General features: G+C 58.6%; 13 protein-coding genes. 9 read left to right on the plus strand and 4 right to left on the minus strand.

Going from position 1 to position 16,093, the window contains the following annotated elements; genetic code table 11:
* Positions 1–268: 268 nt before the first annotated feature.
* The gene (locus tag AC2FD9_RS09150) at positions 269–1,030 is read left to right on the plus strand and encodes an NAD kinase (protein WP_496836479.1); all 762 of its coding nucleotides are present in this window, start codon (positions 269–271) and stop codon (positions 1,028–1,030) included.
* A 258-nt stretch (positions 1,031–1,288) separates the two neighbouring features.
* Here AC2FD9_RS09150 and AC2FD9_RS09155 read toward each other — a convergent pair whose 3' ends face one another.
* From AC2FD9_RS09155 to AC2FD9_RS09165, 3 genes are all read right to left on the minus strand, one after another.
* A complete protein-coding gene (locus AC2FD9_RS09155) occupies positions 1,289–2,722 on the minus strand; it encodes an amidase family protein (protein WP_496836480.1) in 1,434 nt (477 codons plus the stop codon).
* 91 nt (positions 2,723–2,813) lie between these two features.
* Positions 2,814–4,703: a propionate-CoA ligase PrpE gene (gene prpE / locus AC2FD9_RS09160; protein ID WP_496836481.1), complete on the minus strand. Its 1,890-nt coding sequence runs from the start codon at positions 4,701–4,703 to the stop codon at positions 2,814–2,816.
* Between the two features lie 274 nt (positions 4,704–4,977).
* The gene (locus AC2FD9_RS09165; RefSeq protein ID WP_058274225.1) at positions 4,978–7,251 is read right to left on the minus strand and encodes an NADP-dependent malic enzyme; all 2,274 of its coding nucleotides are present in this window, start codon (positions 7,249–7,251) and stop codon (positions 4,978–4,980) included.
* Between the two features lie 185 nt (positions 7,252–7,436).
* Here AC2FD9_RS09165 and AC2FD9_RS09170 point away from each other — a divergent pair, with 185 nt between their 5' ends.
* The 7 genes from AC2FD9_RS09170 (at position 7,437) to upp (ending at position 13,835) form a co-directional block, all read left to right on the plus strand.
* Entirely contained in the window at positions 7,437–8,141 is a 705-nt protein-coding gene (locus AC2FD9_RS09170) for a hypothetical protein (protein WP_282169182.1), read from the plus strand.
* Complete coding sequence (locus tag AC2FD9_RS09175; RefSeq protein ID WP_496836482.1) at positions 8,104–9,207, plus strand: cupin domain-containing protein; 1,104 nt, start codon at positions 8,104–8,106, stop codon at positions 9,205–9,207. The genes AC2FD9_RS09170 and AC2FD9_RS09175 overlap by 38 nt, the downstream gene beginning before the upstream one ends.
* A gap of 103 nt (positions 9,208–9,310) precedes the next feature.
* Complete coding sequence (locus AC2FD9_RS09180) at positions 9,311–9,703, plus strand: cytidine deaminase (RefSeq protein WP_282153767.1); 393 nt, start codon at positions 9,311–9,313, stop codon at positions 9,701–9,703.
* A gap of 4 nt (positions 9,704–9,707) precedes the next feature.
* Positions 9,708–11,015: a thymidine phosphorylase gene (locus AC2FD9_RS09185; RefSeq protein ID WP_496836483.1), complete on the plus strand. Its 1,308-nt coding sequence runs from the start codon at positions 9,708–9,710 to the stop codon at positions 11,013–11,015.
* A complete protein-coding gene (locus tag AC2FD9_RS09190; RefSeq protein WP_496836484.1) occupies positions 11,012–12,223 on the plus strand; it encodes a phosphopentomutase in 1,212 nt (403 codons plus the stop codon). Before AC2FD9_RS09185 ends, AC2FD9_RS09190 begins: the two co-directional genes overlap by 4 nt.
* Positions 12,220–13,206 carry an adenosine deaminase gene (locus tag AC2FD9_RS09195; protein ID WP_496836486.1) on the plus strand — a complete coding sequence of 329 codons (987 nt, stop codon included), beginning with the start codon at positions 12,220–12,222 and terminating at the stop codon, positions 13,204–13,206. The genes AC2FD9_RS09190 and AC2FD9_RS09195 overlap by 4 nt, the downstream gene beginning before the upstream one ends.
* Positions 13,203–13,835: a uracil phosphoribosyltransferase gene (gene upp / locus AC2FD9_RS09200; protein ID WP_058274218.1), complete on the plus strand. Its 633-nt coding sequence runs from the start codon at positions 13,203–13,205 to the stop codon at positions 13,833–13,835. Before AC2FD9_RS09195 ends, upp begins: the two co-directional genes overlap by 4 nt.
* 5 nt (positions 13,836–13,840) lie before the next feature.
* Here the strand turns inward: upp and AC2FD9_RS09205 are convergent, their stop codons facing one another.
* Complete coding sequence (locus tag AC2FD9_RS09205) at positions 13,841–14,854, minus strand: hypothetical protein (protein WP_496836488.1); 1,014 nt, start codon at positions 14,852–14,854, stop codon at positions 13,841–13,843.
* Positions 14,855–15,007: 153 nt separating this feature from the next.
* Here AC2FD9_RS09205 and AC2FD9_RS09210 point away from each other — a divergent pair, with 153 nt between their 5' ends.
* Positions 15,008–15,943, plus strand: a complete 936-nt coding sequence (locus tag AC2FD9_RS09210; RefSeq protein ID WP_496836490.1) for a DMT family transporter — start codon at positions 15,008–15,010, stop codon at positions 15,941–15,943.
* The last annotated feature ends 150 nt before the right edge of the window (positions 15,944–16,093 follow it).

Below are 16,093 nucleotides of genomic sequence, written 5' to 3' on the forward strand. Positions count from 1 at the left end.
GCTGACGACCCAGCTCGGATGTGATCGAGCCGAACAGCTCGGGATCACGGTCAGACAGGGACTGGGTGAAAAATCCGGTATCACGGAGATTGGCGTTCATGGGGGCTCCACATGGCTGGGTAAGAATCTTGCGGATTTCCTATCGGAAACGGTACATGCGCAAAAGCTTTAAAGCGACGAATTGGCCCGCTGTGGCGTCAAGTCTGGCTTATCGGGGAAAGGTATGGTTGTTTCGGAACCAAATGTGCAAGACCGGAAACCGCAACAAATGATCCAGAGAATCGCTTTCCTCGCCAGCGACGTCAAAGTGGCCCAAACAGCCCGCGACGTGCTGGTGAAACGTTATGGAAACGCGGCACCGCGGGATGCCGATGTTGTCGTTGCACTGGGCGGTGACGGGTTTATGCTCCATACGTTGCACAGCATGCAGCATCTGGACACGCCGGTTTATGGCATGAACCGAGGAACAATCGGCTTTCTGATGAACGAGTTCCACGAAGCCGACCTTATGGCCCGTCTGGGCGAAGCCGAGGAAGAAGTCATTAACCCACTGGCCATGCGTGCGATGGATCAGTCAGGTAAGATGCACGAGGCGCTGGCGATCAACGAGGTGTCGCTGCTGCGCGCAGGGCCACAAGCCGCGCGCCTCAGGATAAGTGTCGATAGCCGTGTTCGCATGGATGAACTGGTCTGTGATGGCGCGTTGTTGTCCACGCCTGCCGGATCGACCGCCTATAACTACTCGGCTCACGGCCCGATTCTGCCAATTGGATCAGATGTTCTTGCCCTGACGGCTATTGCTGCATTCAGGCCGCGTCGGTGGCGCGGTGCGCTGTTGCCCAAGATCGCCAAGGTGCGTTTCGATGTGCTGGATGCGGACAAACGCCCGGTCATGGCCGATGCAGATTCGGTTTCATTCCCTGATATCGACTGGGTCGAGATCCGCTCTGAACCTGCAATCCAGCACCGCATTTTGTTCGACCCTGGGCATGGGTTGGAAGAGCGCCTGATATCCGAGCAATTCACCTAAATTTTGGGACTTACGAATTTTTTAGAACTTGTGTGAAGCAGTTCACATGAGCTTCATTAACTTTCCGCTAATCTGATCTTGCCCGGAGAACACGTCTAGGTGGGAGTGAGTGGCCACCAAACGACGTTTTCGAACGATTGCGCAGTTTACGCGCTGGCGAGGGTAGGTGGTGCTACGCTCGTTAATGATATCTGGGCTTATTTTAGTAAGCGGACCCCGGGCACAATAACCCGGGGTCTATTTTCGTTTTGGGTCGCACTACGTGCCCATCTTTTCCCACAACGGAAAGCACATCTGACCGACGCGCGCCTCAATTGCGGCGGTGGCATCCACGGCCATATCTTCACGCCAGCGGCGGGCAGCGATCTGGACATTGATCGGCTGCGGGCCGCTGGGCAAATCCGCCAGCCGGGACGGAACGCAAGCGGCGGGCAGGCCAAGGAAGTTCATCGCATAGGAATAAACGGCGCATCCAAGTACCTCGTGCACCCCTTCGGCACCTTCGGTGTCCCGATCCGGTTTGAAGAATGGTTGCGGCAGGAAGGGCGACAAGACCAATGCGTAGTCTTCCATAAACAACGACCATTCACGGGCAAACTGGGTGCGCTTGGCCAGCATTCGGATCAGGTCGGTTTCAACTATGGGCGGGAATTCCTGAAAATAGACGTCAAAGATCTCGCGGATGGTTTCAGATCCTGCCGCCTTGATGTCGTTTTGCATCAATGTCAGGACTTCGCCCATCAAGGCGCGATACCCTGACCGACCACACTCGAATACATCGGGCGGGTCGATCTCCTCCACCAGATAACCGGCGTCGACCAGCGCATCGCGGGCCGTGTTCAGCGCCTTGTCGACCTCGGGGTGTAGCGCATAGCCGAAGGTGTTCTTGGTGAAGGCAACTTTGATCGGATCATCCAAGGCTTCCCCTCGCCACGGCATTGAAACGTGAAACGGATCGCGCGGGTCGGCGGCGATCAGGCTGGGCATGGACAGATGCAAGTCGGCGGCAGAGCGGGTAATCAGCCCCTGCACCGACATGGATTGTGCCAGAATTCCGCGTTCGGCTTGCTGGCTGGGGTTCCACGCGGGGACGCGCCCCAGCCCTGGTTTGACTGTGACCGCGCCATTGGCCGCCGCGGGAAACCGCAGACTGCCACCGATGTCGTTGCCATGCGCCAGCGCGCCAATCCCAGCCATCACGCCCGCACCGGCCCCGCCCGAAGACCCGCCGGGTGAGATATGGCGGCCCCAAGGGTTGTGTGTCCGGCCATGCAGCGGGTTGTCTGTATCGGCGCGGAATGAGAATTCGGGCGTGTTCGTCCGCCCGATCACGATGGCCCCGGCTTTCTGCAGATTGCGCACAACCGGCGCGTCGTCGGGCGCGATCACATCCTTCAGGGCAACAACACCGTTCGAGGTCGCACGCCCCTTTTGATCGACGTTAATTTTGATAGTGACGGGAACGCCATGCAACGGCCCCGCGGGTGCACCGCCTGCCACGGCCGCATCCAGTTCACGCGCACGCTCCAACGCCTCGGTGCTCAGGTCTTCGACCACCGCGTTCAGGTCTGGGTTGGCCTGATGCATTCGGTCGACTGCATGCTGAGTGACCTCCAACGCGCTCAACTCACCGCTGCGGGTCAAGGCGGTCAGGTCGGTGGCGTTCAGACGCCAGATATCGGTTTGTGTCATGGGCCCTCGCTGTCTTGGGATGACAGTAGGGGGCTTGTTTCAGGTTGCAAGAGAAAGACATGCGGGCGACGGATCGTCGCCCGCATGTCTGCTACTGAGCGTAGCCAAGGGTTTTCAACGCGACGGTGATCTCGTCCAAAATAGCCGGGTCATCGATGGTAGCTGGCATCTTGTAGTCCTTGCTGTCCGCAATCGACACCATCGTTCCACGCAGGATCTTGCCCGAGCGGGTCTTGGGAAGGCGGTCTACCACCACGGCTAGTTTGAACGCAGCGACCGGCCCGATCTTTTCGCGCACCAGTTTGACGACGTCTTGAACCACCTCGCCATGGTCGCGGTCACAGCCTGCATTCAGGCAAAGGAACCCTACTGGCATTTGACCTTTCAACTGGTCGGTCACACCGATCACTGCACATTCGGCCACGTCGGGGTGGGCGGCCAGAACCTCTTCCATCCCGCCGGTCGACAAGCGGTGGCCAGCGACGTTGATCACGTCATCGGTGCGCGCCATGATGTATAGGTAGCCATCCTCGTCGACCATGCCTGCATCGCCGGTCTCGTAATAACCGGGGAAGTGGTTCAGGTATGAACTTTTGAACCGATCCTCGGCATTCCACAGCGTTGGCAAGGTGCCCGGGGGCAGGGGAAGCTTGATCGCAATAGCGCCCAGCTCACCTGGCTTCATCGGATGACCGCCTTCGTCCAAAATTTGCACATCATAGCCAGGCATCGGTTTGGCGGGTGAACCCAGCTTGACCGGCAGTTCCTCGATCCCCAGTGGGTTGCCGGCGATGGTCCAGCCGGTTTCGGTCTGCCACCAATGATCGATCACCGGCACCTTCAGCGCGTCCTGCGCCCATTCGATCGTATCGGGATCAGCCCGCTCACCTGCCAGATATAAGGCGCGCAAGCAGGAGAGGTCATACTTCGCCAGCATTTCCCCCTTGGGGTCTTCACGCTTCACGGCGCGGATGGCGGTCGGGGCGGTGAAAAAGCTTTTGACCTTATGCTCGGAAATCACCCGCCAGAACGTGCCTGCGTCGGGGGTGCCAACAGGTTTACCTTCGAACACAATCGTCGTGTTGCCGTGGATCAGCGGAGCGTAGCAGATATAGGAATGCCCCACGACCCAGCCCACATCCGAGGCCGCCCAGAACACATCGCCCGGATCGACATCGTAGATGTTCTTCATTGTCCAGTTCAGCGCCACCAAATGGCCTGCGGTCGGGCGTACAACACCTTTGGGTGCGCCGGTGGTGCCGGAAGTATACAGGATGTACGCCGGATGATTGCCATCGACTGGAACGCATTCTGCCGGTTCGACACCATATTGGAAGCCATGCCAGTTGTAGTCGCGCCCTTCAATTAATTGCGCCACTTCCTGCTCGCGCTGGAAGACCACGCAGAACTCGGGCTTGTGGTTGGCCATGTCGATGGCCCCGTCCAGCAGCGGTTTGTAATGCACGACGCGACCCGGTTCCATCCCGCAGGATGCGGCGATGATGGCCTTGGGCTTGGCGTCGTCGATCCGGACAGCCAGCTCATTGCTGGCAAAGCCGCCGAACACCACCGAGTGCACGGCCCCCAGACGGGCGCAGGCGAGCATGGCCTCCAGCGCTTCGGGGATCATCGGCATATAGATGATGACACGGTCGCCCTTTTCGACGCCCTTGGCGCGCAATGCCCCGGCCAGATTGGCCACGCGGTTGCGCAGTTCGACATATGAAATCTCGCGCTTGGTGTGGGTGATCGGGCTGTCATAGATGATTGCGGCCTGTTCGCCGCGACCATTTTCGACATGCCGGTCGACCGCGTTCCAGCAGGTGTTCACTTTGGCATCGCTGAACCACTCATACAAAGGGGCGTTGTCGTCAAACAGGGCTTTGGTCGGCGGTTGAACCCAGTCAATTGCCTTTGCAGCGTTCATCCAAAAAGCCTCTGGATCCGATTTCCAGCCTTCGTAAATGTCCTGATATGCCACGGTGAACTCCTCCTAAATCTCCTTGAGAAATGTGTTATGTGGCCAAGGGGCACCGCACAAGCGAGCGCTGTGACGGAGCGTCACTTTATCGCAAAAAATTTGCAAGAATCCGCAGGTTGGCCTGCAAATTTTTGCAAATCATCGCCTTTTTGCTGACTTTTAAGGATCAATTTTGCGCTTTTGCAAAGTTGAATATTTTGGCGTGCAAATTATTGCCTGCTGTGAATCAAACAGGGTGCCGATACTGGCGCCCTGAATACTGTGCTCAGGTTTATTAACCGTAATGCGCTACGGGTGTACCCGCGATCGCCGCCATATTCAGCAATCCGCGCGCTGTGATCGACGGCGTCACGATATGCGCCTTGTTGCCCATGCCCATCAGGATCGGGCCGACCTCCAAGCCATCGGCCTTCATTTTCAGGATATTGCGCACTCCGCTCGCCGCATCCGCATGGGCAAAGATCAGAACGTTTGCTGTTCCTTTCAGGCGTGAGTTCGGGAAGATCCGCGAACGCAGTTCAGGGTCGAGGGCCAGATCCAGATTCATTTCACCTTCATATGTGAAATCGCGCGGCTCGGCGTCGAGGATATCCAGTGCCGCCCGCAACCTTTTGCCCGATCCTTCAGCCTGATTGCCAAACTGCGACTGAGAACAGAAGGCGATTTTAGGCTCGATCCCGAAACGCCGAACATGACGCGCGGCGCCAATGGTCGACTCGGCCAGCTCTTCGGGGGTTGGTAGCTGCCGAACATGGGTATCGGCAATGAACAGCGGTCCGTCCTCGAGGATCATCAGCGACAGCGCGCCATGCGGGTGCAGATCGACATCGCCCAGAACCTGTTCGACGTAGTTGAGGTGCCAACGATACTCGCCAAAGGTGCCGCAGATCATGCTGTCTGCCTCACCACGTTGCACCATGATGGCCGCAATGGCGGTGTTGTTCGTCCGCATGATCGCCTTTGCCAGGTCCGGCGTGACACCGCGGCGTTGCATGATCTCGTGATACGAGTTCCAGTAGTCATAATATCGCGGGTCGTCTTGCGGGTTTACAATCTGGAAGTCTTTGCCGGGACGGACCGTCAGCCCCAACCGTTCGCATCGTGCATTGATCACTTCGGGGCGGCCGATCAGGATTGGGGTTTCGGTTGTTTCCTCAAGAATAGCCTGAGCTGCGCGCAGAACACGCTCGTCCTCGCCCTCGGCAAATACGATCCGGCGCGAGGCCACGGCCGCGGCCTCAAAGACCGGGCGCATCAGCAGGGCAGACTTGAAGACAGACTGATTCAACCGTTCTTTGTATGCCTCGAAGTCGTCGATCGGGCGCTTGGCCACACCGCTTTCCATCGCGGCTTTGGCAACGGCCGAGGACACGACGCCGACAAGGCGCGGGTCAAAGGGTTTGGGGATCAGATAATCGGGGCCAAATGTCAGTTGCTCACCTTTGTAGGCCGCAGCCGCCTCGGCGCTGGTCGTGGCGCGTGCCATCTCGGCGATCCCGTCCACACAGGCGATCTGCATTTCGTCGTTGATTTCGGTCGCGCCCACATCCAGCGCGCCGCGGAAGATGAAGGGGAAACACAGCACGTTGTTGACCTGATTGGGAAAGTCGCTGCGGCCGGTGGCAATGATCGCGTCCGGCGCGACTTCGCGTGCGGCTTGTGGCAAAATTTCCGGGCTTGGATTGGCCAGCGCGAAGATGATCGGGCGCTTGGCCATCTTCTCAACCATCTCGGGCTTCAGGACGTTCGGCCCGCTAAGGCCAAGGAACAGGTCTGCATCGCCGATTACATCGTCCAGCGTGCGCAAATCCGTTTTTTGTGCGAATTGATCCTTGTGCGGGTTCATGTCCTCTTCACGGCCTTCATAGACAAGCCCGTGAATGTCGCACAGCCAGATATTCTCGCGTTTGACGCCCAGTTTGACCAGCATCATCAGGCAGGCAATTCCCGCCGCGCCGCCACCGGTTGAGACCACTTTGACGTCTTCAAAATTTTTGCCGGCGACGTGCAGCGCATTCTTGGCCGCGGCACCCACGACAATCGCGGTGCCGTGCTGGTCGTCGTGAAAGACCGGGATGTTCATCCGTTCCCGGCACAGCTTTTCGACAATAAAACAGTCCGGCGCCTTGATGTCTTCAAGGTTGATCGCGCCAAAGGTCGGTTCCAATGCGCAAACGATATCCGCCAGTTTTTCGGGGTCGGGTTGATCGACCTCGATGTCAAAGCAATCGATCCCGGCGAATTTCTTGAACAGGACGGCCTTGCCTTCCATCACCGGTTTGGATGCAAGTGCGCCGATGTTTCCCAGCCCCAGAACAGCTGTCCCGTTTGAGACGACAGCTACCAGGTTCCCGCGTGCGGTATACAGCTCGGCGTTGGCAGGATCCGCTTTGATTTCCAGGCTGGCCTCTGCCACACCGGGCGAATAGGCGCGTGCCAGATCGCGGCCGTTCGCCATCGGTTTTGTCGCTTTGATTTCAAGCTTACCGGGCTTTGGATGGGCGTGATATTCTAGCGCGGCCTGCCGCAGGCTGGGTGTGTCCGACATCGGCGACTCAACTCCTCAGAAAATTTGATTTAGTGTTAAACTATTTCCCCGGCTTTGGCTACGCTACGTCATTTTGCAACAGTTTCGCTAAAGTTCACCGACATCCCGTTGAAAAGCGTCGTATTGCTTTTACATTCGGGCAACTTTGGAGCCAACTTAGACCTGTCGAGCACTGAAAGCCATAAATGAGCTATAAAGACGAAATTCAGGCCGGGACTGCCTTTCCGGCGGAACAAGTTGTGGTTGGTCCGGATCGCGCCGCTTACGTATCGGTTTTGCTGATCGCCATCCTTATCCTTGCCGCCGTCAGTATCTGGCCGGTTCAAGCCCTTGCTCTGAACGAAGAGGGGGGATTGTTCGAAACGATCTCGGCCGCAGCGCTTTTTGCCTCAGGTCTGGCCGCGCTCTGGCGCTATCCCGGCATCACCCGTCTTTATATTGCGCTGGTCTGTCTGTTGCTGGCGGAAAGAGAGCTTGAGGCGGAAATCTATCCAGTCGACAGCCTGCCATATTGGATCCTTAACGGTTTGGACAGTGTGCTTGATATGACGTCTGTCCGGATTGTTCTGGCCGTCATCGTGATCGGAGGTGCCCTATGGCACGGAGCCCCGACGGCATGGCAGGCGGTAAAGCGACGGGCGCCTTTTTTCTTGATTTTCGTGCTGGCGGGATTGCTGGCGGTAACCGCTCAGCTGCTCGAGGAAGTTTCCGGAATCTACCAGGCAGATCTGTCCACACTTATGACGGTGCGGTTCTTTGTGCTGGAAGAAACGCTTGAGATGTTCTTTTCGATTGGCATTTTGGCCTCTGTTCTGATCGGATGGCCAAAATCCGATGCCGAAGAGACGCTGAATGACCTCGACCTTGAACAACAGCCAGACGCGCGCTGAAATCCGACTGCCCACCAGCGAGCTGCGCGACGATATCCCGTTTTTCACAAAGACCCTCGGAATGAGGATGGATATGATCTATCCCGCTGACGATCCGAGTGTTGCCGTGTTTTCAGGCCACGGGTTGCGCCTTCGGGTTGAGAGGGACGCGCCTGAAGCGGCAGGCACGATCCGCATCCTGACAGACGATCCTGACGGTTTTGCGGGCGGACAGCGGACTCTGGTCGCGCCAAATGGTACACGGGTTGAAATTGACGAGTTGAACCCGCCAATGGTGATGCCTGAAACGGTGCATTCCTTTGTGGTTCGCAGGCTCAAGGATCAGGCACCCTGGATCATCGGGCGGGCAGGGATGCACTACCGCGATCTTGTGCCGGATCGGCTAGGTGGGTCGATCATCGCCAGCCATATCCGTATACCCGATGGCGGCCCGGTGCCGGATATGGTGCATTTCCACAAGGTTGGGTTTCAACTGATTTTCTGCATCCATGGTTGGGTTGACGTCGTCTACGAGGATCAGGGCGACAAAATGCGCCTGACAGCTGGGGATTGCTTTATCCAACCCCCAGAAATCCGTCACCGCGTTCTTGAAGCCTCGGATAATGTTCAGGTGATCGAAATCGGTGTTCCCGCCGAACATGTCACCGAAATCGACCACGAGATGGAACTGCCTACGCCGAATTTCCGCCCGGACCGCGAATGGCAAGGGCAGCGTTTTGTTTATAACAAAGCCGAGAATTCAGAGTGGGGACCATTCCGCCTGCCAGGATACATCTGTCGCGACACGACGATTGCCGAGAATACCAAGGGTGTTGCAGGCGTGCAGGTAGTACGAAAAGGGCAGGGTGAACCGGTCTGGGCGACGCATGACACGGATATCCATTTTACCTTCGTCATGACGGGCGAGGTAACTTTGGAAGGTGAAGGGCGCGACCCCTACCGTCTGGAACAAGGGGATGCGTTCGTGATCCCGCCCGGTATGCGCACCAAACTGTCCGAACCTTCTGATGATGTCGAATTGCTTGAAGTCACCCTTCCGGGGGTCTTCAATACCGATCTGGGCTAGGTGAGAATTTGCCTGGGAATCTTGTACTCGGGGGTTCAACTCCCCGGGCAGTTTCCTTTAGGGTGTGATTTTCTGACCAGTTGATCAAAAATGGGGAATCGCCATGACTTTGAAAGATGCAGCACTGTCTGTCCGGGAAAAAGCCTATGCGCCTTATTCCAACTTCAAAGTTGGAGCTGCACTCCGGTCAGCCAGCGGTGAGGTCTATTCCGGCTGTAACGTGGAAAATGTGGCGTATCCCGAGGGCACCTGTGCCGAGGCCGGAGCTATTGCCGCGATGGTCGCTGCGGGCGAACAGGAACTGTCCGAGGTCTATGTTGTCGCCTCAAGTCCGCAACCGGTTCCGCCGTGTGGCGGTTGCCGGCAAAAGTTGGCCGAATTTGGCAAGCGGGACGTCAAGGTGACGTTGGCGACCATGGATGGCGCCGAGTTTGTAACCACGATTGGACAATTGCTGCCGGGCGCTTTCGACGCCTCGCACATGGAGGACGTGTGACCCCATGGACGCCCGTTCGATCATTGCAAAACTGCGCCGGAATGAAGTGCCGACCGGAGATGAGCTAAACTGGTTCGCGCAAGGTTTGGCCGATGGTGGTGTCAGCGACGCTCAAGCGGGCGCTTTTGCCATGGCCGTCTGCATGGGCGGATTGGGTACCAAAGGGCGCGCCGATCTGACGATCGCAATGCGCGACAGCGGTGATGTGCTCAGCTGGGATTTCGATGGCCCGGTAATTGACAAACACTCGACCGGTGGGGTGGGAGACAGCGTAAGCCTCGTGCTCGCCCCTGCACTGGCTGAGATGGGGGCTTATGTCCCTATGATCTCGGGGCGGGGTCTGGGTCATACTGGCGGCACCCTGGACAAGCTTGAGGCCATTCCTGGTGTCAGCACCCAGATCGGTCAGGACCGCCTGACGCAGATTTTGCGGGATACAGGCGCGGCTATTGTCGGGGCTACGGGGCAGATCGCCCCGGCCGACAAACGCCTTTATGCGATCCGTGATGTGACGGCGACCGTTGAAAGCCTGGACCTGATCACAGCGTCGATCCTGTCCAAGAAACTGGCCGCCAGCCCCGAGGCATTGGTGCTGGACGTCAAGGTCGGCAGCGGCGCGTTTATGAAGACGCTGGAGGATGCGCGCAAACTGGCAAAGGCCCTGTCGGAAACTGCGAATGCAGCAGGTTGCCGGACCTCGGCGGTCATCACCGATATGCACCAACCTTTGGTGCCTGCGCTGGGCAATGCGTTGGAAGTGGCCGAGGTGATGAAGGTCATGACGCAAGACCCCTATGCCCCGCTGGCCGAAATCTCGGCCGAGTTGGGCGGGGTTCTGCTGGCGGATGCCGGGATGTTCGCAACCGCCGAAGAAGGGCGCGACAAGATCACGGATGTCATCCGCGACGGTCGCGCGGCGGAACGCTTTGGGCGTATGATGGCAGCCGTAGGCGCGCCGCTGCAATTTGTTGAAAACTGGTCCCGGTACTTGCCAGAGGCCAGCGTGATCCTTGAAGTTCCGGCACCGACCAACGGACACATCACTGCCATTAACGGTGAGGCGCTGGGCCTGACAGTTGTTGCACTGGGCGGCGGACGGCAGGTTGAAGACGACGTCATCAACCCGGCCGTGGGTCTGTCTGACATCGTCCGGCTGGGCGACAAAGTCGAGAAGGGCGCGCCTTTGGCGGTAATCCACGCTTCGCGGGAGGATGCCGCGCGGCGGGCCGCCCAGAGCGTTCTCAGCGCGATCACGATAGGTGCCGATGCCCCGGCAGAGCCCACTCTTGTCCACGAAAGGATTACGCCGTGACCCGCGCGTTTCTTGTGGTGATGGACTCGGTTGGCATCGGCGGCGCGCCGGATGCTGATCGGTTCTTTAATGGTGATGTGTCGGACACGGGTGCAAACACACTGGCCCATATTTCACAGGCCTGCGCCGAAGGGCGGGCTGATGACGGGCGCTCAGGTCCACTGTACCTGCCAAACTTGGATGCGCTGGGACTGGGGGCCGCAACGCGGTTGGCATCGGGGTCGGAAACACCGGGGTTGGAGGTCGATCCGTCTGGGCGCTGGGGGTGCGCGAGAGAGCATTCACTGGGCAAGGATACGCCTTCGGGCCACTGGGAGCTGGCCGGTCTGCCTGTGCCGTGGGATTGGCATTACTTCCCGGATACCACGCCAACCTTCCCCGCCGACTTAAGCCGGGCTGCGGCCCAGGCGGCTGGAACAGACAGTATTCTGGGTGATTGTCACGCCTCGGGCACGACCATTATCGCTGAACTAGGGGCCGAGCATATGCGGACGGGTCGGCCGATCTGCTACACCTCCGCTGACAGCGTTTTCCAGATCGCGGCACATGAGGAGAGCTTTGGCCTCGACCGCCTGCTGGACATGTGCAAGGCGCTTGCCCTGCGGTTGCATGAGATGAAAGTGGGTCGCGTCATCGCGCGACCTTTCACAGGCTCACCCGATCAGGGCTTTACCCGCACCACCAACCGAAAGGATTTTGCCATTCTGCCGCCGGCGCCGGTTTTGACCAATTGGGTGCAGGATGCAGGACGCCGCGTCCATGCGGTGGGCAAGATCGGTGACATCTTCTCGATGCAGGGGATCGACACGCTACGCAAAGGGTCGGATGCCGAGTTGATGGGCCACTTGTCCGATTTGGTCGATCAGGCCGAAGAAGGCAGCCTGACCTTCGCCAATTTTGTTGAATTCGACAGCCTCTATGGCCACCGCCGTGATATCAGCGGCTATGCCCGCGCCTTGGAATGGTTCGACCGCGAGATCGGTTTGATTCTGAACAAGCTGCGCCCGGGCGATCTTATGCTTTTGACCGCCGATCACGGCAATGACCCCAGTTGGATCGGAACCGACCACACGCGCGAACAGGCGCCCGTTCTGATCGCGGGGCAGGGCACGGGCCAAATCGGGGCCGTCGATTTTGCCGATGTCGCTGCAAGTATCGCACACCATCTGAACATTCCGGCACAAGGGCCGGGGAAGAGTTTTCTATGACCGTCGCAGACCTACCCAAAATCGAGTTGCACCTGCACCATGAAGGGGCAGCACCGCCTGAATTCATCCGTCAGCTTGCGCATGAAAAACGCATAGACCTGAGCGGTATCTTTAAATCAGACGGAAGTTATGACTTCCGCGACTTCGCCCACTTTCTCAGTGTCTACGAGGCCGCCTGCGAGGTGCTTAAATCACCCGAGGATTTCCGTCGCCTGACCTTGGCCATTCTAGAGGAAAGCGCTGCGAATGGGGTGGTCTATTCGGAAACTTTCCTCAGCCCTGATTTCTGCGGCGGCGGGGATGTGCACGCCTGGCGTGACTATCTGAACGCCATTCAGGATGCGGCAGACGAGGCCGAGCGCAAGTTCGATATCACCCTGCGCGGCGTTGTCACGTGCGTCCGGCATTTCGGACCCGAACAGGCGAAACAAAGCGCCTATTGCGCAGCAGAAACCGCCGGTGACTGGATCACCGGGTTTGGCATGGGCGGTAATGAGGGCGTCGGGACGCAGGGCGATTACAAATGGGCCTTTGAATGCGCTCGCGAAGCTGGGTTGCGCCTGACCACCCATGCCGGAGAGTTCGGCGGGCCTGAAAGCGTACGCGATGCTGTTCGGGACCTCGGTGTCGAACGGGTCGGCCACGGCGTGCGGGCCATCGAGGACGACGATCTGATCCGGGAACTTGTCGACCGCGAAGTCACACTTGAAGTCTGCCCCGGTTCCAACGTGGTTCTGGGCCTGTTTCCCGATTTTAAGGCACATCCTATTGCCCGGTTGCGCGATCAGGGCGTGAACGTCACAGTTTCCACCGACGATCCGCCGTTTTTCCATACCACCATGCGGCGCGAATATGAGATGCTGCATCAGGCCTTTGGCTGGGACGCCGAGGATTTTGCGGCCCTGAACGACACAGCCTTGAACGCGGCCTTCTGCGATGATGAAACCCGCGAACGGGTCAAGAAAAGACTGGAGAGAACATGAGCGAACACCTGACCGTCGTTGACCACCCGCTGGTGCAGCACAAACTGACGCTCATGCGGGACAAGGGCACCTCGACCGCCGTGTTCCGCCAGCTGTTGCGCGAGATCACGCTGCTGTTGGCCTATGAGGTCACGCGTGAGCTGAAGCTGACCACCCGCCACATCGAAACCCCAATGGAGGAAATGGACGCCCCCATTCTGGCCGGTAAAAAACTGGCTCTGGTGTCGATCCTGCGTGCGGGCAACGGAATGTTGGATGGGGTGCTGGAACTGGTCCCATCAGCGCGCGTAGGCTTTGTCGGACTGTACCGCGACGAAGAAACCCTGAAACCCGTTCAGTATTACTTCAAAGCGCCCGAAGGTCTGAAGGATCGTCTGGTCATCGCGGTTGATCCGATGCTGGCAACCGGCAACAGCTCGGCCGCGGCGATTGATCTGCTGAAAGAGGCCGGGGCGACCGATATCCGATTCCTCTGCCTGTTGGCCGCGCCCGAAGGCGTCGCCCGCATGAAAGAGGCGCATCCTGACGTGAATATCGTCACGGCGTCGCTGGATCGCGAGTTGAACTCGAAAGGGTATATCATGCCTGGGTTGGGCGATGCCGGCGACCGGATGTTCGGCACCAAGTAACCGGCCTACTCGCCACAGATATTCTGCAGTCGGACCCAATCGCGGTCCGGCAGCACTTGCGGCAGCGGGCGCCCGGCCATCGGGTCAGCCTCGATCAAGCCCAGAGTGTCTTCCCCCGTGACATCCACAGCATAGGCATATGGCGTTGATGGCAGCGCTGCCTGGGCAAAAACCTCTAGCAAAGCTTGATCGGACAAAGTTGGGCGCGGTTCTGACAAGACCTGTTCGGTATAGGCGTCAACGATCTCGGGCGTCAGCTCTCCGGTTGTTAGCAGGCGGAATGCCGTGGTTGGGCCGGTTCGGTCCAGTACCTCGTCCAAGGGATCCTGTGCGGCAGCCCGCGCGCGTTCGGCGATGATGTAACCGGCGGCGATGGATGGGTCCTCGTGATCTTCAACCAATGAGCGGTTCAACAGAATGATCCCACCAGGCAGGCCGAGGCTTGTTTGCACCCCGGCGGGCAGAATAACGACCTCTCGCACTCCGGTTCGGACTGCCAGTTGGTCCAACGCAGCCTGCGCATCCTCTGAGGTGCACGAAACACCCGAAACCCGTTCAATCCGGTGCAGGATCGCATCTCCGATATCGTATCGCTTGATCTCGGGGACAACAGAAACGACGTGGCTTTGCAGTGCGGCCGGAACCCAAAACAGCAATAGTGCGGCAACTGCAGCAACCACTCCCGCAACACTAAGCCAGCGCAACCGTCCGGGATGCGGGCGCGACCGATCAATTGCCTTTTGCAAACGGTCGATCGCCGCGATCATCGTGGTCTCTGTTTCTTCCAGCTCCAGCGTTTCGTCGGGGTCGCCGTCCGGGTTAAAGATTGCGGGATAAAGTCCGGGGTTCTGTCGTTCCAGCGCAGCCAATGACCAATGGGTCAATGCCCGATCGTTGAAATCAGAAATCGTCAGCGTTGCTTCGCCAATCGACACCACAACCTCGCGCCGCTGCACGTCGGGCGAGGGGCGCCACAGACCGGTGGCTTCGATCCGTTCGTACTGTTTCAGAGCCGTCATCAAGGTGAAGTTTGCTCGTTATTATTTTGCCCCAGCTTAACATGGTAAATTCAAAGGGCGCAAACCAGTTGCGCCGTCTGCAGTAAATGTGCTGGATACAACGGCGCGCGAAGGATCGGCCTGTCGTGCTCCACTGTTATGCTGAGGTGAATGATGCAGGCGGACACTCAGACGTCACCGATACTGGCATCGGTGCTGATGATCAGCGCGATGGCGATCATCGGCGTGATAGACAACGTAGTGATCCTGTTGGCGGAAACGGTTGGCCTGTGGCAATTCCACCTGAGCCGCGCGTTGCTGATGTTGCCGCTGATCTTTGGTCTGTCGCTATTGGGGCTGGGCAGTATGCGCCCGAAACGATTTGGCCCGGTGATTCTGCGCAGCGTACTGATCACCCTGGCCATGTTGTTCTATTTCGCGTCGCTTGCGGTCATGCCGATTGCGCAGGCGCTGGCCGGGTTGTTCACGTCGCCGATCTTTGTCCTGTTGATCTCGGCCCTGGCAATGAAACAACGGATTGGTCCTTGGCGTATCGTTGCGGTTTTGCTGGGGTTTGCAGGGATCCTGTGCGTGCTGCAGCTTGACCCCTATGATTTCGATACCCGCAGCCTGTTGCCGGTCGCCGGGGGCATGTTCTACGCGCTGAGTGCCGTTATCACGCGCAGCCACTGTTCGGATGAAAGCACCGTCGCTCTGTTGGCCGCGATGATCATCACGCTGGGGGCGGCCGGGGGGATCGGTCTTCTGGTTCTCGAGCTGATTCCGGTGGCCGCGCCGGATGGCCCCGACGGCTTCGCCGCCCGGGGGTGGGTCTGGCAGATGCAGCCCGCATTGTTGTGGATCGCAATACAGGCGGTTGGTTCCACGATTGCCGTCTTCATGTTGATCAAGGCCTATCAGGTGGGTGAGCCGTCCTATGTCGCGGTCTTTGAGTACTCGGTCATGGTCTTTGGTCCGCTCTTTGCTTTTGCGGTCTTCGGGCAGGCAATCGGGCCGATGCAGATTGCTGGGATTGGCTTGATAGCAATCGCTGGTGCCCTGTTGGGATGGCGTGCAGGGCGCGAGGCTGCTCGGCCAGAACCGGTTTAGCCGTATCCTGAGGCCAGCCTATTGTTTTGAGTGGGCAAGCGGGGATCATTCAGACCTGATACCGATGGGTGTAACATGACCCGGGCGATTTCAATCGACGGGCTCCGACAGATTCGGCCGCACGGATGAGCGCTGGTGGTCATTATAGTT

This window comes from Ruegeria sp. YTSC230 (assembly GCF_059609665.1).

Bases quoted from the DNA above. Each gene is read 5' to 3' on its own strand.
- upp (WP_058274218.1), top strand. From the start codon at position 13,203: ATGAGCGAACACCTGACCGTCGTTGACCACCCGCTGGTGCAGCACAAA.
- AC2FD9_RS09180 (WP_282153767.1), top strand. From the start codon at position 9,311: ATGACTTTGAAAGATGCAGCACTGTCTGTCCGGGAAAAAGCCTATGCG.
- AC2FD9_RS09165 (WP_058274225.1), bottom strand. From the start codon at position 7,251: ATGTCGGACACACCCAGCCTGCGGCAGGCCGCGCTAGAATATCACGCC.
- AC2FD9_RS09150 (WP_496836479.1), top strand. From the start codon at position 269: ATGATCCAGAGAATCGCTTTCCTCGCCAGCGACGTCAAAGTGGCCCAA.
- AC2FD9_RS09175 (WP_496836482.1), top strand. From the start codon at position 8,104: ATGACCTCGACCTTGAACAACAGCCAGACGCGCGCTGAAATCCGACTG.
- AC2FD9_RS09205 (WP_496836488.1), bottom strand. From the start codon at position 14,854: ATGACGGCTCTGAAACAGTACGAACGGATCGAAGCCACCGGTCTGTGG.
- AC2FD9_RS09170 (WP_282169182.1), top strand. From the start codon at position 7,437: ATGAGCTATAAAGACGAAATTCAGGCCGGGACTGCCTTTCCGGCGGAA.
- AC2FD9_RS09195 (WP_496836486.1), top strand. From the start codon at position 12,220: ATGACCGTCGCAGACCTACCCAAAATCGAGTTGCACCTGCACCATGAA.
- AC2FD9_RS09155 (WP_496836480.1), bottom strand. From the start codon at position 2,722: ATGACACAAACCGATATCTGGCGTCTGAACGCCACCGACCTGACCGCC.
- AC2FD9_RS09185 (WP_496836483.1), top strand. From the start codon at position 9,708: ATGGACGCCCGTTCGATCATTGCAAAACTGCGCCGGAATGAAGTGCCG.
- AC2FD9_RS09210 (WP_496836490.1), top strand. From the start codon at position 15,008: ATGCAGGCGGACACTCAGACGTCACCGATACTGGCATCGGTGCTGATG.